The sequence below is a fragment of the Bradyrhizobium sp. B025 genome (genome assembly GCF_042257955.1).
GTDB classification, from domain to species: Bacteria; Pseudomonadota; Alphaproteobacteria; order Rhizobiales; family Xanthobacteraceae; genus Bradyrhizobium; species Bradyrhizobium diazoefficiens.
In genome coordinates this window covers 5,658,987-5,674,180 of record NZ_CP170150.1, presented here as the reverse complement: position 1 = coordinate 5,674,180, position 15,194 = coordinate 5,658,987, and the positions used below count along the sequence as shown (strand labels likewise).

Genomic DNA, 15,194 nt, shown 5'->3' with positions numbered 1-15,194 from the left:
TCCTGCGCATGGCTGCAAACAGTTCTGCACTCGAATTTGAATGGTCATCTCGCAACCGGCTGTCTATGGTCGATCCATGTCGCGCCTTATGTGTCTATTCGTTGCTGTCATCCTGTCTCTGCTGCCGGCCGTCGCGCCCGCCGAGCCCGCTCAAAAGCGCCCCAAGCCGGTCTGGCACGGCTACGGCTTCCTGCCGGGCTATCGCCAGCCGCTGAGCAACAGCATTCCGCTCTACAAGCAGAAGGACGCGATGCGCCGCCTTGCGCGCAACGACCGGCGCCACTGGTACATCGATCCGGTTCCCCAATATTATCGCTGGGACGGCGAGTGGCATTATTTCGGCCGCCCCGGCTTCGGCGGCGGCCGCTACAATGGCGGCAGCTTTGGCCCGTGCTGGACGCGGACACCGATCGGCGCGGTGTGGAATTGCGGGTGATGGACCGCGCAGTGGTCAGGGGAGACGCCTGACCACCTCGATCAATCCGACGATTGCGGCGTTGAACGCGTCGAGGTCCTCAGCCGGAATCCAGTACTCCAGATGCGAGCGGCCACCAGCCTCCTGCACGTCGTACTTCGCGATGAAGTCGCGCCTGACTTCAAAGCGCGTCACGAAGCCCGAGCCGCTCGCCGGGACATTCCAGTCCCGCGCGATCTTGACGGCATAGTCCTCGGTCAGCACCGGATAGAAGATCGGCTGGTCCGGCAGGCGCGGCGGGAACGCGCGCATGCCGGACTGCTCGATCAGCTCGAGCTCCTTCGGGCCCACGGGACGCCAGAGGGTGAGGGTGCTTTCGGTTGCCTTTGCCATCATCGATGCACGGAGGATGTTTGTTCTCACGCCTGCTCGATCTGCTTTTCCATCCATCTCAAGGCGTTCAGCACTTTGGTTTCTCCCTCCGGGTCTGCGGCGATGGTGCGAAGCGGTATGGATGGATATTTCGTCAGATCGCTGTCCTTGAGGGCAACGCCCTCGATGGCATTGAACTGCTGCATCAAGGCTTGGCGCGCTGGGATCAATCCGAACACCGGTTTATTGTCCAGTGCTCCGAATTGCAGCCGGAGCCCGTCGTAAGTCGACAGAACGGCCGGGTTAATCGAGACTCCGTTCGGCTTGAAGACAGGATAGACCGAACCGTAGTCCCTGCCGTTTCCAAAAATGACCTTCCTGCCGCCCTTTAACATCCACTCGTAGATGGCGCGCGCAACCGCCAATTCCTTTTCATCGACAGTCTGCTCGAATTGCGCGAAGAGAGACGCTTCGTTCCATCTCTGCAGCGCAGTCGCGCGCTTTGGGGAAATGGATCGATGGCCATAGACGGTCGGTACGATTGTCTTGAGGTCGCCGCCGACGAACTGCCGGAGTTCGACGGCCAGGACTTCGACAGCATCCATTTGCTCGTTGAGGAACGCGACCACCCGGCGAAGCTCGATCGGGATCGCGTCCGCGACGAACAACAGACGGATGTTCGTTGCCTTCAGGTTGGTTCTGACCTGCTCCCAGAATTCGGGTGGCGTGGTGCCGGGCTCCAACAGGCCGGCGAGCACCTCTTCGTGTGACTGGCCTGTGTCCTGGCAGGAGTTCTCGAAGCCGGCCTGAAGTGCTTCCGCGGTCCAGTAGGTTCCGCAATTGGCGGCGTAGTCGAGCATCTGGCCCACGACTCCGCGTCTGAGGCGGCTGTCCTCCTTGCGCTTAATCTCGACGAGGGTGGGAATGCCATCCTGGTCGAGAAAGACAAGGTCGACGGCCCATGTCGGAGACCCCATCTCGCCGGTCGATATCGCCTGCTCCCGCTTGACCAATATCCATCGTCTTGGATTCTGCGGATCGATCTGATCTCCGACAAGGAGCTCGGGGAAGCGCGCCAGAAGGCGCTGGAAATGATCCTCGGCAGCAAAATGGCCGGGCTGCATCGGCACCAAGGAGTCTTCTCCCTGCAACAGGAAGACCCCTGAATTCTCTGCCATCGATCGCGTCTCCTTTTCTTTCTTGGCAGAAAGTCAGAGTCTGTGCTTGCGAGCAAGTTCAACCATAGGACGAGGTGGTTGCGGCAAGGGTGCGCCGGACGACAGCCCGGCTGCATCGGGGCCGTAGCGTCATTGCGAGCGCAGCGAAGCAATCCAGAATCTTTCGCGGCGGCACACTGGATTGCTTCGCTGCCCTCGCAATGACTGGGCGGAGAGAGTGTGCGCAGCATTCCCTCTCGTGCCCCGGACGCAGCGCAGCGTCTCTTTGACGGTGCGCTGCTGAGCCGGGGCCCAGGTTACAGCCGAGGTTCTAGCCTGGGTCCCGGATCGGCGCTTCGCTTGTCCGGGACACGGGAGGACGCTCCTGCCCCCTTACGAGAAGAACGCGATCTTCTCGGCCTGGGTCATGCGGCGGATCGGCGCGAGCGGGTCGTTGGCGGTCGCGCGGGGTTTTTGCAGGATGCCGCTGGCGAGGATGGTGGCGCCGAGCGAGGTCTCGGACAAGGACGCCGACATGGGCGAGGGCATCGGCAGCGGCGCGGTCGGCGCGGCCGCGAATGAAGCCGTGGCCGCCATGGCCGGGGCCGGCTGCTCCATCACCTCGGCGGCGGCTTCCGCGATGGCATTGGTGAGGCGCGCCAGTGATTCCATCGCGATCGGCGCTTCTTCCGCGTGCGCCTCCACGATCGGCGCGGCGGCGGGTTCCGGCGCGGCCGGCTCCGGAAGCACGGCAGCAATTGGCGCGGCGACCTCCGCGGTCATCGGCTCGGGAATGGCCGCTGCCATCTCGACCGGCTCGATGATCTCGTCGAAATCCGGATCGGGCGCGGCCATCTCCAGCGCGATGGCTGCGAGCACGGCTTCGTCCTCGGCTTCCGCGGCGGCGTCGAGTGAAAACTCGTCGGCGACTTCCGCGAACGCGGGCTCTTCGAAAGCGGCGTCTTCCGGGGCGGCATCTTCGAGCGCGATCGGGCTTTCGGCTGCAATCTCCGGCTCGACGGCGGCATCCATTGCCTGCTCGGCAATTGCGAACGCTTCAGCGTCGCCGGCCGTCTCAGCGGCGGCTTCGGGCTCGGCAGCCACCGTGATGTCCTGCGACGGCTCCGCAAAAGCCACGGCGGTTTCGCTCGCCATCGCGGCGGGCGCGGCCTCGAGAGGCGAAGCTTCTGCGACGGACGGCTGTGCTTCCTGCACCGGAGCTGCCGAGGAACGCGCTGCCGTCGCCTGCGGCGTTGCGTCGCCGTCGGCATCGAGCTGCTCGACCCGATCCCTCAGCAGATCGAATGCGGCCTTGAGCTCGGTGCGGGGATCGAGGGTCGAAACCTGTCCGCAGGCGGCCTCGATCGAGGCGAGCTGCGAATCAATGAGGTCGCAGATTCGCCCGTCGGCGCCGATCTCGCGCCAGCGCCAGGAGATCTCCTTGATGATGCGCACGCCGCGCGGGATCGGGGCAAGGCTCGCCTCGATCGCCGCGGGGTCGAACGCCGCGATCGCGATCGTCTCGGCCTCGCGGATGGCGCGGCGGATCTCGACCAGCGCCTCGGGCAGGCGGTCCTCGACGACGGGTTGTCGCTGTGCCGCAAGGGTTTCTTCGATTTTGGCGACCGCATCGAGCACCATGCTCGTGTCGGCATTGCGGTTGCGCTTGGCATATTCGCCGAGGAACCAGCGGCCGCGCGCGGTCTCCATGAAGGCTTCGCGGATCGCGTCGTAATCCTGCTCGTTCGGCTCGGCCGCGCGGGCAGACATGGGCGAGAGGGCGAATGCTTCGTTGGCCATGACAATCTCGTCGCGCAAATCACCGCGCGTTACTGTAACGATCACCACGATATCGACCGAATCGCAATTGGTTTGATGGCAGGCGAATCACAAATCCCCACGCAAGCCGCCGTGAAGCGGCGATTCGCCGTGAGCCTTGCCCTGTTCTACTCGGCCTTCTTCGCGGTCCTGGGCACGCATATGCCCTTCTTCCCGGTGTGGCTGAAGGCGATCGGTATCGACGCGGCCTGGATCGGCCTCATCAACGCGCTGCCGGCGATCACGCGCTTCACCACGCTGCCGCAGGTCGCGGCCTTCGCCGAAAAGCGACATGCCATTCGCGCCGGCATCATGGTGTCGGTGCTGGCGACCGCGATCGGATTTGCGGCCGTCGGCCTGCAGCAGCAGCCGCTGGCGCTGTTCCTGATCTACGCGCTGACCTGCATGATGTGGACGCCGACGATGCCGCTGACCGATGCCTATGCGCTGCGCGGTGTCGCCCGTTACGGACTCGATTACGGACCCTTGCGGTTGTGGGGCTCGGCGGCGTTCGCCGCCGGCTCGCTCGCCTGCGGCTATCTCGTCGACAGCATCGCGGCGCGCGACCTGATCTGGGTGATCGTCGCGTGGGCCGTCGTTGCGGTTCTCGCCAGCCTGCGGCTTCAGCCGCTCGACGATCTCAGGCGGAGGACGACGGAGACGCATGCCGGCAAGGCGCTGCTGCACGATGGCGGCTTCTGGGCCGTGATCGCCTCGGCGGCGCTGATCCAGAGCAGCCATATCGCCTTTTACACGTTCTCGGCCATCACCTGGCAGCTCCATGGTCACGGCGGGCTGACGATCGCGGGGCTGTGGACGCTGGGTGTGATCGCCGAGATCGTCGTGTTCGCGCTGTCGCCGCGCTTCTCGCTGCATCCGTCCTCGCTGATGGCGATCGGGGGACTGAGCGCCGTGGTGCGCTGGATCGTTACTGCCAGCGAGCCGTCGCTGGCGCTGCTCGCGATCGTGCAACTCGGCCACGGCCTCTCCTTCGGCATGACCATGGTCGGCACCATGAATCTGCTGGTGCAGCGCGTGCCCTCGCATCAGATCGCGCGGGGGCAGGGCTACTACGCCGCCTGCAACGGGTTGCTGGGCGCAACCACCTCGATCGCGTCAGGCGCGATCTACGCCCGCATCGGCGAGGGCCTGTATTACGTGATGGCCGCGATGGCCGCGGCCGGCGCGCTTGTCATCTGGTCGGCGCGACACCGGCTCAAGGCTCATCCCCACAGCGAGGGGGAGGGCGGATAGACCAGGCTGTCGTCATAGCGCAGGCCGTGATCGCGGTCGCGCGCCAGCAGCAGCGGGCCGTCGAGATCGACGAAGCGCGCCTGCGGCGTCACCAGCATCGCGGGGGCCATCGACAGCGAGGTTGCGACCATGCAGCCGATCATGATCTCGAAGCCGAGCGACTGCGCCGCATCCGCCATCGCAAGCGCCTCGGTGAGGCCGCCGGTCTTGTCGAGCTTGATGTTCACGGCGTCGTAGCGCTCGCGCAGGGGAGCGAGGGAGCTGCGGTCGTGCACGCTCTCGTCGGCGCAGACCACGAGCGGCCGCCTGATCCGCGCCAGCGCGTCGTCCTTTCCGGCCGGCAGCGGCTGCTCGACCAGGGTGACGCCGACGGCGTCGCAGGCGGCGAGATTGTGCTCCAGATTGGCCTCGGTCCAGGACTCGTTGGCATCCACGATCAGCTCGGATTCGGGGGCGGCCTTGCGCACCGCTGCGATGCGGGCGTCGTCGCCGTCGCCGCCGAGCTTGATCTTGAGCAGCGGCCGGTGCGCCGCTTTCGCGGTTGCCGCGGCCATGGCTTCAGGGGTGCCCAGCGAGATCGTGTAGGCGGTGGTACGCTCGCCCGGGATCGGGCGGCCCAGCAGGCTCCAGGCCCGCAGGCCCGCCGCCTTGGCCTCGAGGTCGATCAGGGCGCAATCCAGCGCGTTGCGGGCGGCGCCCGGCGGCATGGCGGCTTGCAGCGCCTGCCGGGTGATACCGCCTGCCACGGCTGCCTGCATGGCCTGGACGGCGGCCAGGGTTGCCTCGGGGGTCTCGCCATAGCGGGGATAGGGCACGCATTCGCCGCGGCCGGTGAGGCCGTTCTGGCTCACTTCGGCCACAACGGTCACGGCCTCGGTCTTGGCGCCCCGGCTGATGGTGAAACTGCCGGCGATGGGAAAGCGCTCGATTCGCGCCCGAAGTGCCGGAACTTTGCTGGAAGTCATTTTGAACTCTGGCGAAATCTGAACCTGCTAGTTACCTCTAGCAACTAACATTAACCAGTTGGGGATACCTTCTCCGGGTAAGGGCGCGTGCGCAACTATCTGATTTCATCCGCCCCGGCACGGGAGCGGACATCTTGAGCAGCGATCCGAAGCTGGAACGGATTGCGAAGGGCAATGCGCTGGCACTCTGCGCCACCGGAACCTGGACCGCGAGCTTCGCGCCGGTCCTGGAGCGGATGGTGGCGGATGCCGAGAAGTTGGCCGGCAGCCCCCAGAGCATCTTCATCGACGTCTCCGAGGTCGCCAAGCTCGACACGTTCGGTGCGTGGCTGATCGAGCGGCTGCGCCGCAGCCTGACGCAAGGAGCGGTCGAGGCGCAGATCGCGGGCCTTTCCGCCAATTATTCGAGCCTCGTCGACGAGGTCCGGCGGGTCAGGGCGACGCCGGTGGTCGACGCCGGCACGATCACCATCACCGGCATGCTGGAGCAGATCGGTCGGGCCGTGGCCGGTGTCGCCGGAACGGTTGCGGGCCTGATCGACATGCTCGGCGCGGTGCTCGCGGCGGGCGGCCGCGTGCTGATCCATCCGCGCTCGTTCCGCCTGACCTCGACCGTGCACCACATGGAGCAGGTCTGCTGGCGCGCGGTGCCGATCATCGTGCTGATCACCTTCCTGATCGGCTGCATCATCGCCCAGCAGGGCATCTTCCATTTCCGCAGGTTCGGCGCCGACATCTTCGTCGTCGACATGCTCGGCGTGCTGGTGCTGCGCGAGATCGGCGTGCTCCTGGTCGCCATCATGGTCGCGGGCCGCTCGGGCAGCGCCTACACCGCCGAGCTCGGCTCGATGAAGATGCGCGAGGAGATCGACGCGCTGCGCACCATGGGCTTCGACCCGATCGAGGTGCTGGTGCTGCCGCGCATGCTGGCCCTGGTGCTGGCGCTGCCGATCCTCGCCTTCCTCGGCGCCATGGCCGCGCTCTATGGTGGCGGGCTCGTCGCCTGGCTCTATGGCGGCGTCGATCCCGAAGCCTTCCTGCTTCGGCTGCGCGATGCCATCTCGATCGACCATTTCATCGTCGGCATCGTCAAGGCGCCGGTCATGGCCGCCGTGATCGGCATCGTCGCCTGCGTCGAAGGGCTCGCCGTGCAGGGCAGCGCGGAATCGCTGGGACAGCACACCACCGCGTCGGTGGTGAAGGGCATCTTCTTCGTCATCGTCATGGACGGCGTGTTCGCCATCTTCTTCGCCTCGATCGGGATGTGACGATGGCCCAGGAAACCCAAAACGGGATCCAAAATCCCATCATCCGCGTCCGCGACATCACCGTGCAGTTCGGCGCGACGCGCGTGCTCGACGGCCTCAACCTCGACGTCAAGCGCGGTGAGATCCTCGGCTTCGTCGGCCCATCGGGCGCGGGCAAGTCGGTGCTGACGCGCACCATCATCGGCCTCGTGCCGAAGGTGGCAGGCTCCATCGAGGTATTCGGCGTCGACCTCGATTCCTCCAACACCTCGCAGCGCCGCAACGTCGAGCGGCGCTGGGGCGTGCTGTTCCAGCAGGGCGCGCTGTTCTCCTCGCTCACCGTGCGGCAGAACATCCAGTTCCCGATGCGCGAATACTTGCGTGTCTCGCAGCGGCTGATGGACGAGATCACCATGGCCAAGCTGACCATGGTGGGCCTGAAGCCCGAGGTCGCCGAGCGCTTCCCGTCGGAGCTCTCGGGCGGCATGATCAAGCGCGTGGCGCTCGCACGCGCGCTTTCGCTCGATCCGGACCTCGTTTTCCTCGACGAGCCGACCTCGGGCCTCGACCCGATCGGCGCCGGCGACTTCGACGAGCTGGTCAGGACGCTCCAGCGCACTTTGGGCCTGACCGTTTTCATGGTAACGCACGACCTCGACAGCCTTTACACCGCTTGCGACCGCATCGCCGTTTTAGGGAACGGTAAGATCATTGCGGCAGGGTCGATCGCCGACATGCAGGCCTCGCAGCATCCCTGGCTGAGGCAATATTTCCATGGCAAGCGCGCCCGCGCGGTCATGGGCTGAGTGGTAGCCGGAGTACCTGATGGAAACGCGGGCGAATTACGTACTGATCGGATCGTTCACGCTGGCAGTGATTGCCGCGGCGATCGGCTTCGTGCTGTGGTTCCAGTCGCTGCACACCACCAAGCAGCGCAGTCCCCTGCGCGTGGTGTTCGAAGGCCCGGCGGCGGGCCTGCGCAACGGCGGCAGTGTCAATTTCAACGGTATCCGGGTGGGTGAAGTGGTCTCGGTGAAGCTCGACAACCCGCGGCGGGTTGTCGCACTCGCCATGGTCGAGAACAACGCCCCGATCCGCAAGGACACCCTGGTCGGCCTCGAATTCCAGGGCCTGACGGGCGTCGCCGCAATCTCGCTCAAGGGCGGCGAGGAGGCAGCGCCCCCGCCGCCGCTCGACGAGGACGGCATCCCGTCGCTGACCGCCGATCCCAACAAGCTCCAGGACGTCACCGAAGCGATCCGCGGCACGCTCCAGAACATCAACAAGATCGTCGCCGACAATCAGGAATCGGTGAAGAACTCGCTGAAGAACCTCGAGACCTTCACCAACTCGCTGGCGCGCAACTCCGAGAAGATCGACGGCGTGATGGCCAAGGTCGACGGCGTGATGCTCAAGGCCGACAACCTCATGCTCGGCCTCAACACGCTCGCCGGCGGCAAGGACGGCGGCGAGCTGTTCCAGGCGGTGAAGTCGATCCGCGAACTCGCCGATGATTTCGACAAGCGCTCCGGATTGCTGATCTCGGACGGCCGCCGCACTCTCGGCGACATCAGCCGCGCCGTGAACAATTTCGACCGCAACCCGACCCGCGTGCTGTTCGGCGCCAGCAACAGCGCGCCGGCAGCCGCCCCACCGCCAGCCGAGCCGCCGAAGCCGGCGGCGAGCGAGCGCAAGCGGCAGTAGCGGTCCCTCCGTCCATCATTCGTCTCACGCGCGACACGCATCGGCGTCGCGCGATGACCGCGGCGTGCGCGCCGCTCAGGACGGCGAGAGTCCGGTGAGATACGAAAGTATGGGGGTCTGGCCGAGCCAAGGTAGGGGGCGGGGCCAGCGGCGATGTCAGCTATATCGCGCTCAAGTCGCGCGCCAAGGACGCGCGTCGTTTCACTCACAGGGGAGGAGAGCGCGTGGTACGCCTATTGCTGTTGTTGCCGTTCGTCGGCCTGATGATCGTGCCGTTCTACAATATCCGAGAGCCCCAGCTGTTCGGCTTCCCGTTCTTCTACTGGTACCAGCTCGCCTGGGTGCCGCTGACCTCGCTGCTCACCTACATCGTCTACAGGAGCGTGCGTCGTGCTGACTAATGTCGATAGCGCGGCGTTCGCCGTTTTCCTCGCACTGTTCGTCCTCGTCACCGGCATGGGCTTCGTCGCAGCGCGCTGGCGCAAGCCGGAGACGCTCGCCCATCTCGACGAGTGGGGCCTCGGCGGCCGCAAGTTCGGGACCTGGATCACCTGGTTCCTGGTCGGCGGCGACTTCTACACCGCCTACACGGTGATCGCCGTTCCGGCTCTGGTCTATGCGGTCGGCGCCTACGGCTTTTTCGCGCTTCCCTACACCATCATCGTCTATCCCTTCGTATTCGCGGTGATGCCGGTGTTGTGGAAGGTCGCCAAGGAGCGCGGCTACGTCACCGCAGGCGACGTGGTTCGCGGTGCTTACGGCTCGCGCGGGCTCGAGCTCGCCGTTGCGGCGACGGGCGTGCTTGCGACGATGCCTTACATCGCACTCCAGCTCATCGGCATGGAGGTGGCGATCAAGGCGCTGGGGCTGAGCGGCGAGGTGCCGCTCGTCCTCGCCTTCCTGGTGCTGGCGCTCTACACCTATTCGTCGGGCCTGCGCGCGCCGGCGCTGATCGCCTTCGTCAAGGACATCATGATCTACATCGTGGTGATCGCCGCGATCGCGATCGTGCCGTCGAAGCTCGGCGGCTACGGCGCGATCTTCACCGCGGCGGATGCGGCATTCGCCGCCAAGGGCTCGGGCGGCATCCTGCTGTCACCGGCACAGGTCGTGCCCTACGCCTCGCTGGCGCTCGGCTCGGCGCTCGCCGCCTTCATGTACCCGCACACGCTGACCGGCATCTTTGCCTCGTCCGGCGGCAACACCATTCGCAAGAATGCGATGCTGCTGCCGGCCTATACGCTGCTGCTCGGCCTGCTTGCGTTGCTGGGTTACATGGGACATGCGGCGGGACTGAAGCTCGCGAGCAACAACGACGTCGTGCCCGCGCTGTTCAAGACGCTGTTTCCGAGCTGGTTCGCGGGCTTTGCCTTCGCCGCCATCGCCATCGGCGCGCTGGTGCCGGCGGCCGTGATGAGCATCGGCGCGGCCAACCTGTTCACCCGCAACTTCTGGAAGGTGTGGATCGATCCGAAGGTGACGCCGGCAGGCGAGGCGAAGGTCGCCAAGATCACTTCCATGCTGGTGAAGGTCGGCGCGCTGCTCGCCATCCTCTTGATGCCGACGCAGTTCGCGCTCGACCTGCAGCTGCTCGGAGGCCTCTGGATCCTGCAGACGCTGCCGGCGCTGGTGTTCGGCCTCTATCTGAACTGGTTCTCGAGCACCGCGCTCCTGGCCGGCTGGGCCGTCGGCCTCGCAGGCGGATCGTGGCTGGCCTGGTCGGACGGGTTGAAGCCGCTGCACGGCATTGACCTCGGGGCTGGCCCGGTTGCGATCTACACCGGTCTGTTGGCGCTCGCCCTCAACATCGTGGTTGCCGTCGTGGTCAACCTGGTGCTCAAGCGCATGCCGCAGGAGCGGCTGTCCCGCGAGGCAGCCTGAGGTTGGCCTCACCGGCGGCCGGAGATCTCCGGCCGCCAATCCCTCCGGCATGAATAGCCTTCCATGCGATTGAAAACGCTCTAGTATCCGCCCCGGCGCTCCGGCCGCTCGTCGGGGGCGGATCGGATGGTCTCGGGTGAGGATGTCTTGCAGGCGTGGTTCGTTCTTGCGGTCGCTGCCGGCTATGTGACCACGCTGTTCCTGGTGGCCTGGTGGGGCGATCGGCGGAGCGCAGGTGGGCCGCTTGTCTCGCCAAATTCCTGGGCGGCCGCGATCAGCTACTGCCTGACGCTTGCGGTCTACAACACCTCCTGGAGCTTCTACGGATCGGTCGGGCGTGCCGCCACCAGCGGACTGGACTTCGCCACGATCTACATCGGCCCGACCCTGGTGCTGTTGTTCGGCCAGACGCTCCTGTCCAAGGTCATCGCGATCGCGAAGGCGCAGAACGTCACCTCCGTTTCGGACTTCATCGCCGCGCGCTACGGCAAGAGCCAGGTACTCGCGGCCTTCGTGACGCTCGCATCGCTGCTTGGCGTGCTTCCCTATATCGCGCTTCAGCTCAAGGCCGTCGGCAAGAGCTTCGATTATCTGATCCTCCAGCCGGAGCGGGCGGGCGGCGAGGCGCTGCGGTTCTGGCAGGACTCCGCATTCGGCGTCGCCGCCTCGATGGCGCTGTTCGCGATCGTGTTCGGTGTCCGGCATGTCCACGCCAGCGAGCATCATCGCGGGCTGATGCTCGCGATCGCGTTCGAGAGCGTCGTCAAGCTGATCGCGTTCCTGATTGTCGCGCTGTTCGTGCTGTTCGGGCTGTCCGGCGGGCCGGGCGCCCTGCTGTCGCAGTTTCAATCGGATCCGCAACTGACGGGAATCCTGAGCTTCGACCCGATGCAGCCGGTCTGGCCTTCGACGATCATCATCTCGGCTATCGCCTTCCTGTGCCTGCCGCAGGCATTTCACGTGGCCGTGGTCGAGAACGAGGCGCCGGTGCATACGCGCACCGCGGCGTGGCTCTACCCGGCCTATCTTGCGCTGTTCAGCCTGCTGATCCTGCCGATCGCTGCGGCGGGGCTCACCAGGTTCGGCGCCATGATGGACCCCGACACCTACGTCATCTCGCTGCCGATCGCGGCGGACGCGAGTACCGTCAGCCTGATCGCCTTCCTGGGCGGTCTGTCGGCCGCCACCGGCATGGTGATCATGACATCCGTCGCGCTCAGCACCATGCTCTGCAACGATGTCATCATGCCGCTGCTGCTGCGCTCGCGGTTCTTCGGCCTGCGTGCGCAGAGCCGGCCGATGACCTCCGTGCTGGTGGCGGTGCGCCGGCTCTCGATCCTCGGCATCCTGCTGCTCGCCTATCTGACGCACCGCCTGGTCAACCAGGCCTATCCGTTGACCGTGATCGGTCTGTTGTCGTTCGTCGCCGTCGCACAGTTCGGACCGGCATTCGTCGGTGGCTTGTACTGGCCGCGCGCCAACAAGGTCGGCGCGTCGGTCGGGATCGCGGCCGGATTCTGCATCTGGGCCTATACGCTGCTGCTTCCCTCGGCCGCGCCGCTCTGGCCCGCGGTCGGGGAGATCGTTCGCCTGGGCCCATGGCAGCTCGCCTGGCTCAAGCCAAACGCGCTGTTCGGTATCGACGGGCTCGATCCGATCTCGCATGCAACGCTGTGGAGCCTTGCGGCCAACCTCGTCTGTTTTCTGGCATTCTCGACGCTCGGACGGCAATCGACCGTCGAGCGCAACCAGGCCGCCGCATTCGCCGACGGCGTCGTTCGCGAGATGGTCCCGAAGCTGTCCTCGCGCGTGGTGGTTCGCCTCGACGATCTCCGCGCGCTGACGCTGCGTTTTGTCGGCGTGGAGCGGGGCTCGGCGGCTTTCGACGGCTATCTCGCCTCCCGCACGACCGGTACCGGGCCGCGTCTCGACCCATCGGGTCTCGTCGATCTCGACTCGATCCGATTCACGGAGAACCTTCTCGCCGGCGCAATCGGCGCGGCGTCGGCGCGCGTGGTGATCGCAGCTTCGCTGGAAGGGCACTCGCTGTCGCGGCGGGAGGCGATGGCGATGTTGGACGAGGCCTCCGAGGCGTTGCGCTTCAACCGCACGCTTTTGCAGAGCACGCTCGAAAGCGTACCGCAGGGCATCTGCGCGTTCGATGCCGATTTCAACATCACGGCCTGGAACGGCCGCTTCATCGCGCTGTTGGACCTGCCTCCGGACTTCGTGCGTGTCGGCCTCCCGCTGGCGGACCTGATCGCCTTCAACGTCGAGCGCGGCGAATATGCCGCATCCGAATTCGCCGCACTCCTGGTCAATCGTGACGTCGCCACGCAGAGCTGGCCCTATCTGTACGAGCGCAAGCGGCCGGATGGCACCGTGCTCGAGATCGTCTACGATCGCATCGCGGAGGGCGGCTACGTATCGACCTATACCGACGTAACCGAGCGTCACCGCGCGGCGGAAGCCCTGCGGCGGGCCAATGAGGATCTCGAGCTGCGTGTCCGTGAGCGGACCGAGGCGCTCGAGCGGGCCAAGGCGGAGGCCGAGCAGGCCAATCTCGGCAAGACCCGCTTCCTGGCGGCGGCCAGCCACGATCTGCTGCAACCGCTGAACGCGGCGCGGTTGTTCCTGTCCGCGCTCGACGAGAGTCTGCACATCTCCGCATCATCGGGCGGAGTCGACAAGGAGCGCAACCTGGCGAGCAGCGCGATCACGGCGCTACGCTCGACCGAACATGTGCTCGACAGGCTGCTCGACATCTCCTCCTATGATGCCGGCGCCGTTCGTGCCGAGCCGTTCGAATTCCCGATCGCGGATCTGCTCGTGCAGCTGAAGGTGGAGTTCTCGGCGATGGCGCGGGAGCGCGGGCTTGTCCTGCGCGTCGTCGATTGCGGGCTCGCGGTGCGCAGCGACCCGCATCTGTTGCGGCGGATCCTCCAGAACCTGCTGTCGAACGCGCTGCGCTATACGCCCAAGGGCCGTATCCTGCTCGGCTGCCGGCGGCGCGGCGGCGACCTGCGCATCGAAGTGTGGGACACCGGCGTCGGGATCGCGGCGGAGGATCAGAAGCGGATCTTCGAGGAGTTTCAGCGTCTCGCGCCCGGACCGGAGAAGGGCCTGGGCCTCGGCCTTGCGATCGTGGATCGTGTCTCGCGGCTGCTGGGCCATGCCGTCGACGTCCGATCGCGGCCGGGACGCGGTTCCGGCTTTGCCGTCACGGTGCCGCTGGCGCTCGGCGCGGGGACATCGCTTCAGCGCAAGCCGGCAAGCCCGGCGCCCGCGGCCGCCGAGCGCGCGATGACGATCCTGTGCCTCGACAATGATGTGACCATTCTCGATGGCCTGACGGCACTGCTCGGCGGATGGGGGCACCATGTGCTGGTCGCTGCGGACGCTGACGGAGCGATGCTCGCTGCCGCGGCCAGTCCGCCGGATATCGTGCTGCTCGATTATCACCTCGATGGCGGCCGCAGCGGCTTGGACTTTCTCGATGATCTCAGGCAGAAGTCGGGTCGCGACGTCCGCGCGCTGGTCGTCACCGCCGATCGCAGTGAGGCGGTGCGCAAGGAGGCGGGGGCACGCGGCTGCGCGATCCTGTCGAAGCCGGTCAAACCGGCGGCGCTGCGGCGCTTCCTCGGCGGCGAAGCCCTGAGCCGGCAGTTCGAAGCGAAACAGAGGACATCCCCGGCGTGACCATGCGCATCCTCATCGGTGACGATCACCCGCTGGTACAGGCCGCTTTGCGCAGCGCTCTTTCGACCGTGCTGCCCGATCTCGACATCGTCGCCTGCCAGTCGCTCGACGAGGCGCTGAGCGTGCTGTCATCCCAGTCCGACGAGATCGACCTGATCCTGTGGGACCTGACGATGCCGGGCATTCAGGGATTTGCCGCGCTGTTCATCTTGTCGGCGCAGTTCCCGACGGTGCCGGTCGCGATCATCTCGGCGCGGCAGGATGCCGCCACGATCCGCCGCGCCATTGCCTATGGCGCGTCCGGCTATATCCCGAAATCGCTCAGCCTGCCGGAGATGGCCGACGCGATCACAAAAATCCTCGCCGGTGAAATCTGGATGCCGCCCAATGTCGGGGGACGGGGCTCGATCCAGAGCGCCGATGTCGAGCTGGCCGCGCGCATGGCCACGCTGTCGGCGCAGCAGCTCCGCATTCTCGCGATGATCGTCGAGGGCAAGCTCAACAAGTAGATCGCGGGCGAGCTCGACATTGCCGAGCAGACGGTGAAGGGCCATGTCTCGACCATCCTGCGCAAGCTCGGCGTCGGCTCACGCACGCAGGCCGCCGTCCTGGCCGAGCGGCTGTCGTTCGGTCAGCCCGGCGGCAATTGAGCCCAGGACATCCAAACGAAAACGGAGGCCAC

The 15,194-nt window shown here is 66.0% G+C and carries 12 protein-coding genes and 1 pseudogene; 9 read left to right on the top strand and 4 right to left on the bottom strand.

All coding sequences use genetic code 11. From position 1 onward, the window contains the following. The first annotated feature begins 76 nt into the window (after positions 1 to 76). Complete coding sequence (locus ACE10W_RS26575; protein WP_039185965.1) at positions 77 to 436, top strand: hypothetical protein; 360 nt, start codon at positions 77 to 79, stop codon at positions 434 to 436. 15 nt (positions 437 to 451) lie between these two features. Here ACE10W_RS26575 and ACE10W_RS26570 read toward each other — a convergent pair whose 3' ends face one another. The 3 genes from ACE10W_RS26570 to ACE10W_RS26560 form a co-directional block, all read right to left on the bottom strand. Continuing rightward, positions 452 to 808 (bottom strand): ADP-ribosylation/crystallin J1, encoded by a 357-nt coding sequence (locus ACE10W_RS26570; RefSeq protein ID WP_182869875.1) that lies wholly within the window; start codon positions 806 to 808, stop codon positions 452 to 454. 26 nt (positions 809 to 834) lie between these two features. Continuing rightward, complete coding sequence (locus tag ACE10W_RS26565; protein ID WP_182868916.1) at positions 835 to 1,965, bottom strand: hypothetical protein; 1,131 nt, start codon at positions 1,963 to 1,965, stop codon at positions 835 to 837. A 372-nt stretch (positions 1,966 to 2,337) separates the two neighbouring features. Beyond that, positions 2,338 to 3,744, bottom strand: a complete 1,407-nt coding sequence (locus ACE10W_RS26560) for a hypothetical protein (RefSeq protein ID WP_375762060.1) — start codon at positions 3,742 to 3,744, stop codon at positions 2,338 to 2,340. Positions 3,745 to 3,819: 75 nt separating this feature from the next. On the opposite strand from ACE10W_RS26560, the gene ACE10W_RS26555 reads away from it, so the two are divergent. Continuing rightward, a complete protein-coding gene (locus ACE10W_RS26555; RefSeq protein ID WP_182872152.1) occupies positions 3,820 to 5,016 on the top strand; it encodes a major facilitator superfamily domain-containing protein 6 in 1,197 nt (398 codons plus the stop codon). Here the strand turns inward: ACE10W_RS26555 and dgcA are convergent. Beyond that, the gene (dgcA, locus tag ACE10W_RS26550) at positions 4,986 to 5,981 is read right to left on the bottom strand and encodes an N-acetyl-D-Glu racemase DgcA (protein WP_182872151.1); all 996 of its coding nucleotides are present in this window, start codon (positions 5,979 to 5,981) and stop codon (positions 4,986 to 4,988) included. The genes ACE10W_RS26555 and dgcA overlap by 31 nt on opposite strands. A gap of 134 nt (positions 5,982 to 6,115) precedes the next feature. Here dgcA and ACE10W_RS26545 point away from each other — a divergent pair, with 134 nt between their 5' ends. The 7 genes and pseudogenes from ACE10W_RS26545 to ACE10W_RS26515 all read left to right on the top strand — a co-directional run bounded on the left by ACE10W_RS26545 (position 6,116) and on the right by ACE10W_RS26515 (position 15,162). After that, the gene (locus ACE10W_RS26545; protein WP_028173241.1) at positions 6,116 to 7,249 is read left to right on the top strand and encodes an ABC transporter permease; all 1,134 of its coding nucleotides are present in this window, start codon (positions 6,116 to 6,118) and stop codon (positions 7,247 to 7,249) included. A 2-nt stretch (positions 7,250 to 7,251) separates the two neighbouring features. Further along, positions 7,252 to 8,034, top strand: a complete 783-nt coding sequence (locus tag ACE10W_RS26540) for an ABC transporter ATP-binding protein (RefSeq protein ID WP_028173242.1) — start codon at positions 7,252 to 7,254, stop codon at positions 8,032 to 8,034. 19 nt (positions 8,035 to 8,053) lie between these two features. Beyond that, complete coding sequence (locus tag ACE10W_RS26535) at positions 8,054 to 8,932, top strand: MlaD family protein (protein ID WP_011088633.1); 879 nt, start codon at positions 8,054 to 8,056, stop codon at positions 8,930 to 8,932. A 224-nt stretch (positions 8,933 to 9,156) separates the two neighbouring features. After that, positions 9,157 to 9,333: a DUF3311 domain-containing protein gene (locus ACE10W_RS26530; RefSeq protein WP_011088632.1), complete on the top strand. Its 177-nt coding sequence runs from the start codon at positions 9,157 to 9,159 to the stop codon at positions 9,331 to 9,333. Then, the gene (gene mctP, locus ACE10W_RS26525) at positions 9,323 to 10,813 is read left to right on the top strand and encodes a monocarboxylate uptake permease MctP (protein WP_182872150.1); all 1,491 of its coding nucleotides are present in this window, start codon (positions 9,323 to 9,325) and stop codon (positions 10,811 to 10,813) included. The genes ACE10W_RS26530 and mctP overlap by 11 nt, the downstream gene beginning before the upstream one ends. A 126-nt stretch (positions 10,814 to 10,939) precedes the next feature. Beyond that, positions 10,940 to 14,512, top strand: coding sequence for a PAS domain-containing hybrid sensor histidine kinase/response regulator (locus tag ACE10W_RS26520; protein WP_244651810.1), 3,573 nt, complete (start codon positions 10,940 to 10,942; stop codon positions 14,510 to 14,512). After that, positions 14,509 to 15,162, top strand: a pseudogene (locus ACE10W_RS26515) (response regulator). Before ACE10W_RS26520 ends, ACE10W_RS26515 begins: the two are co-directional and overlap by 4 nt. Positions 15,163 to 15,194: the final 32 nt, after the last annotated feature.

Coding starts and splice junctions, on each gene's coding strand:
- ACE10W_RS26540 (WP_028173242.1), top strand. CDS start 7,252: ATGGCCCAGGAAACCCAAAACGGGATCCAAAATCCCATCATCCGCGTC.
- dgcA (WP_182872151.1), bottom strand. CDS start 5,981: ATGACTTCCAGCAAAGTTCCGGCACTTCGGGCGCGAATCGAGCGCTTT.
- ACE10W_RS26560 (WP_375762060.1), bottom strand. CDS start 3,744: ATGGCCAACGAAGCATTCGCCCTCTCGCCCATGTCTGCCCGCGCGGCC.
- ACE10W_RS26535 (WP_011088633.1), top strand. CDS start 8,054: ATGGAAACGCGGGCGAATTACGTACTGATCGGATCGTTCACGCTGGCA.
- ACE10W_RS26520 (WP_244651810.1), top strand. CDS start 10,940: ATGGTCTCGGGTGAGGATGTCTTGCAGGCGTGGTTCGTTCTTGCGGTC.
- ACE10W_RS26575 (WP_039185965.1), top strand. CDS start 77: ATGTCGCGCCTTATGTGTCTATTCGTTGCTGTCATCCTGTCTCTGCTG.
- ACE10W_RS26570 (WP_182869875.1), bottom strand. CDS start 808: ATGGCAAAGGCAACCGAAAGCACCCTCACCCTCTGGCGTCCCGTGGGC.
- ACE10W_RS26555 (WP_182872152.1), top strand. CDS start 3,820: ATGGCAGGCGAATCACAAATCCCCACGCAAGCCGCCGTGAAGCGGCGA.
- ACE10W_RS26565 (WP_182868916.1), bottom strand. CDS start 1,965: ATGGCAGAGAATTCAGGGGTCTTCCTGTTGCAGGGAGAAGACTCCTTG.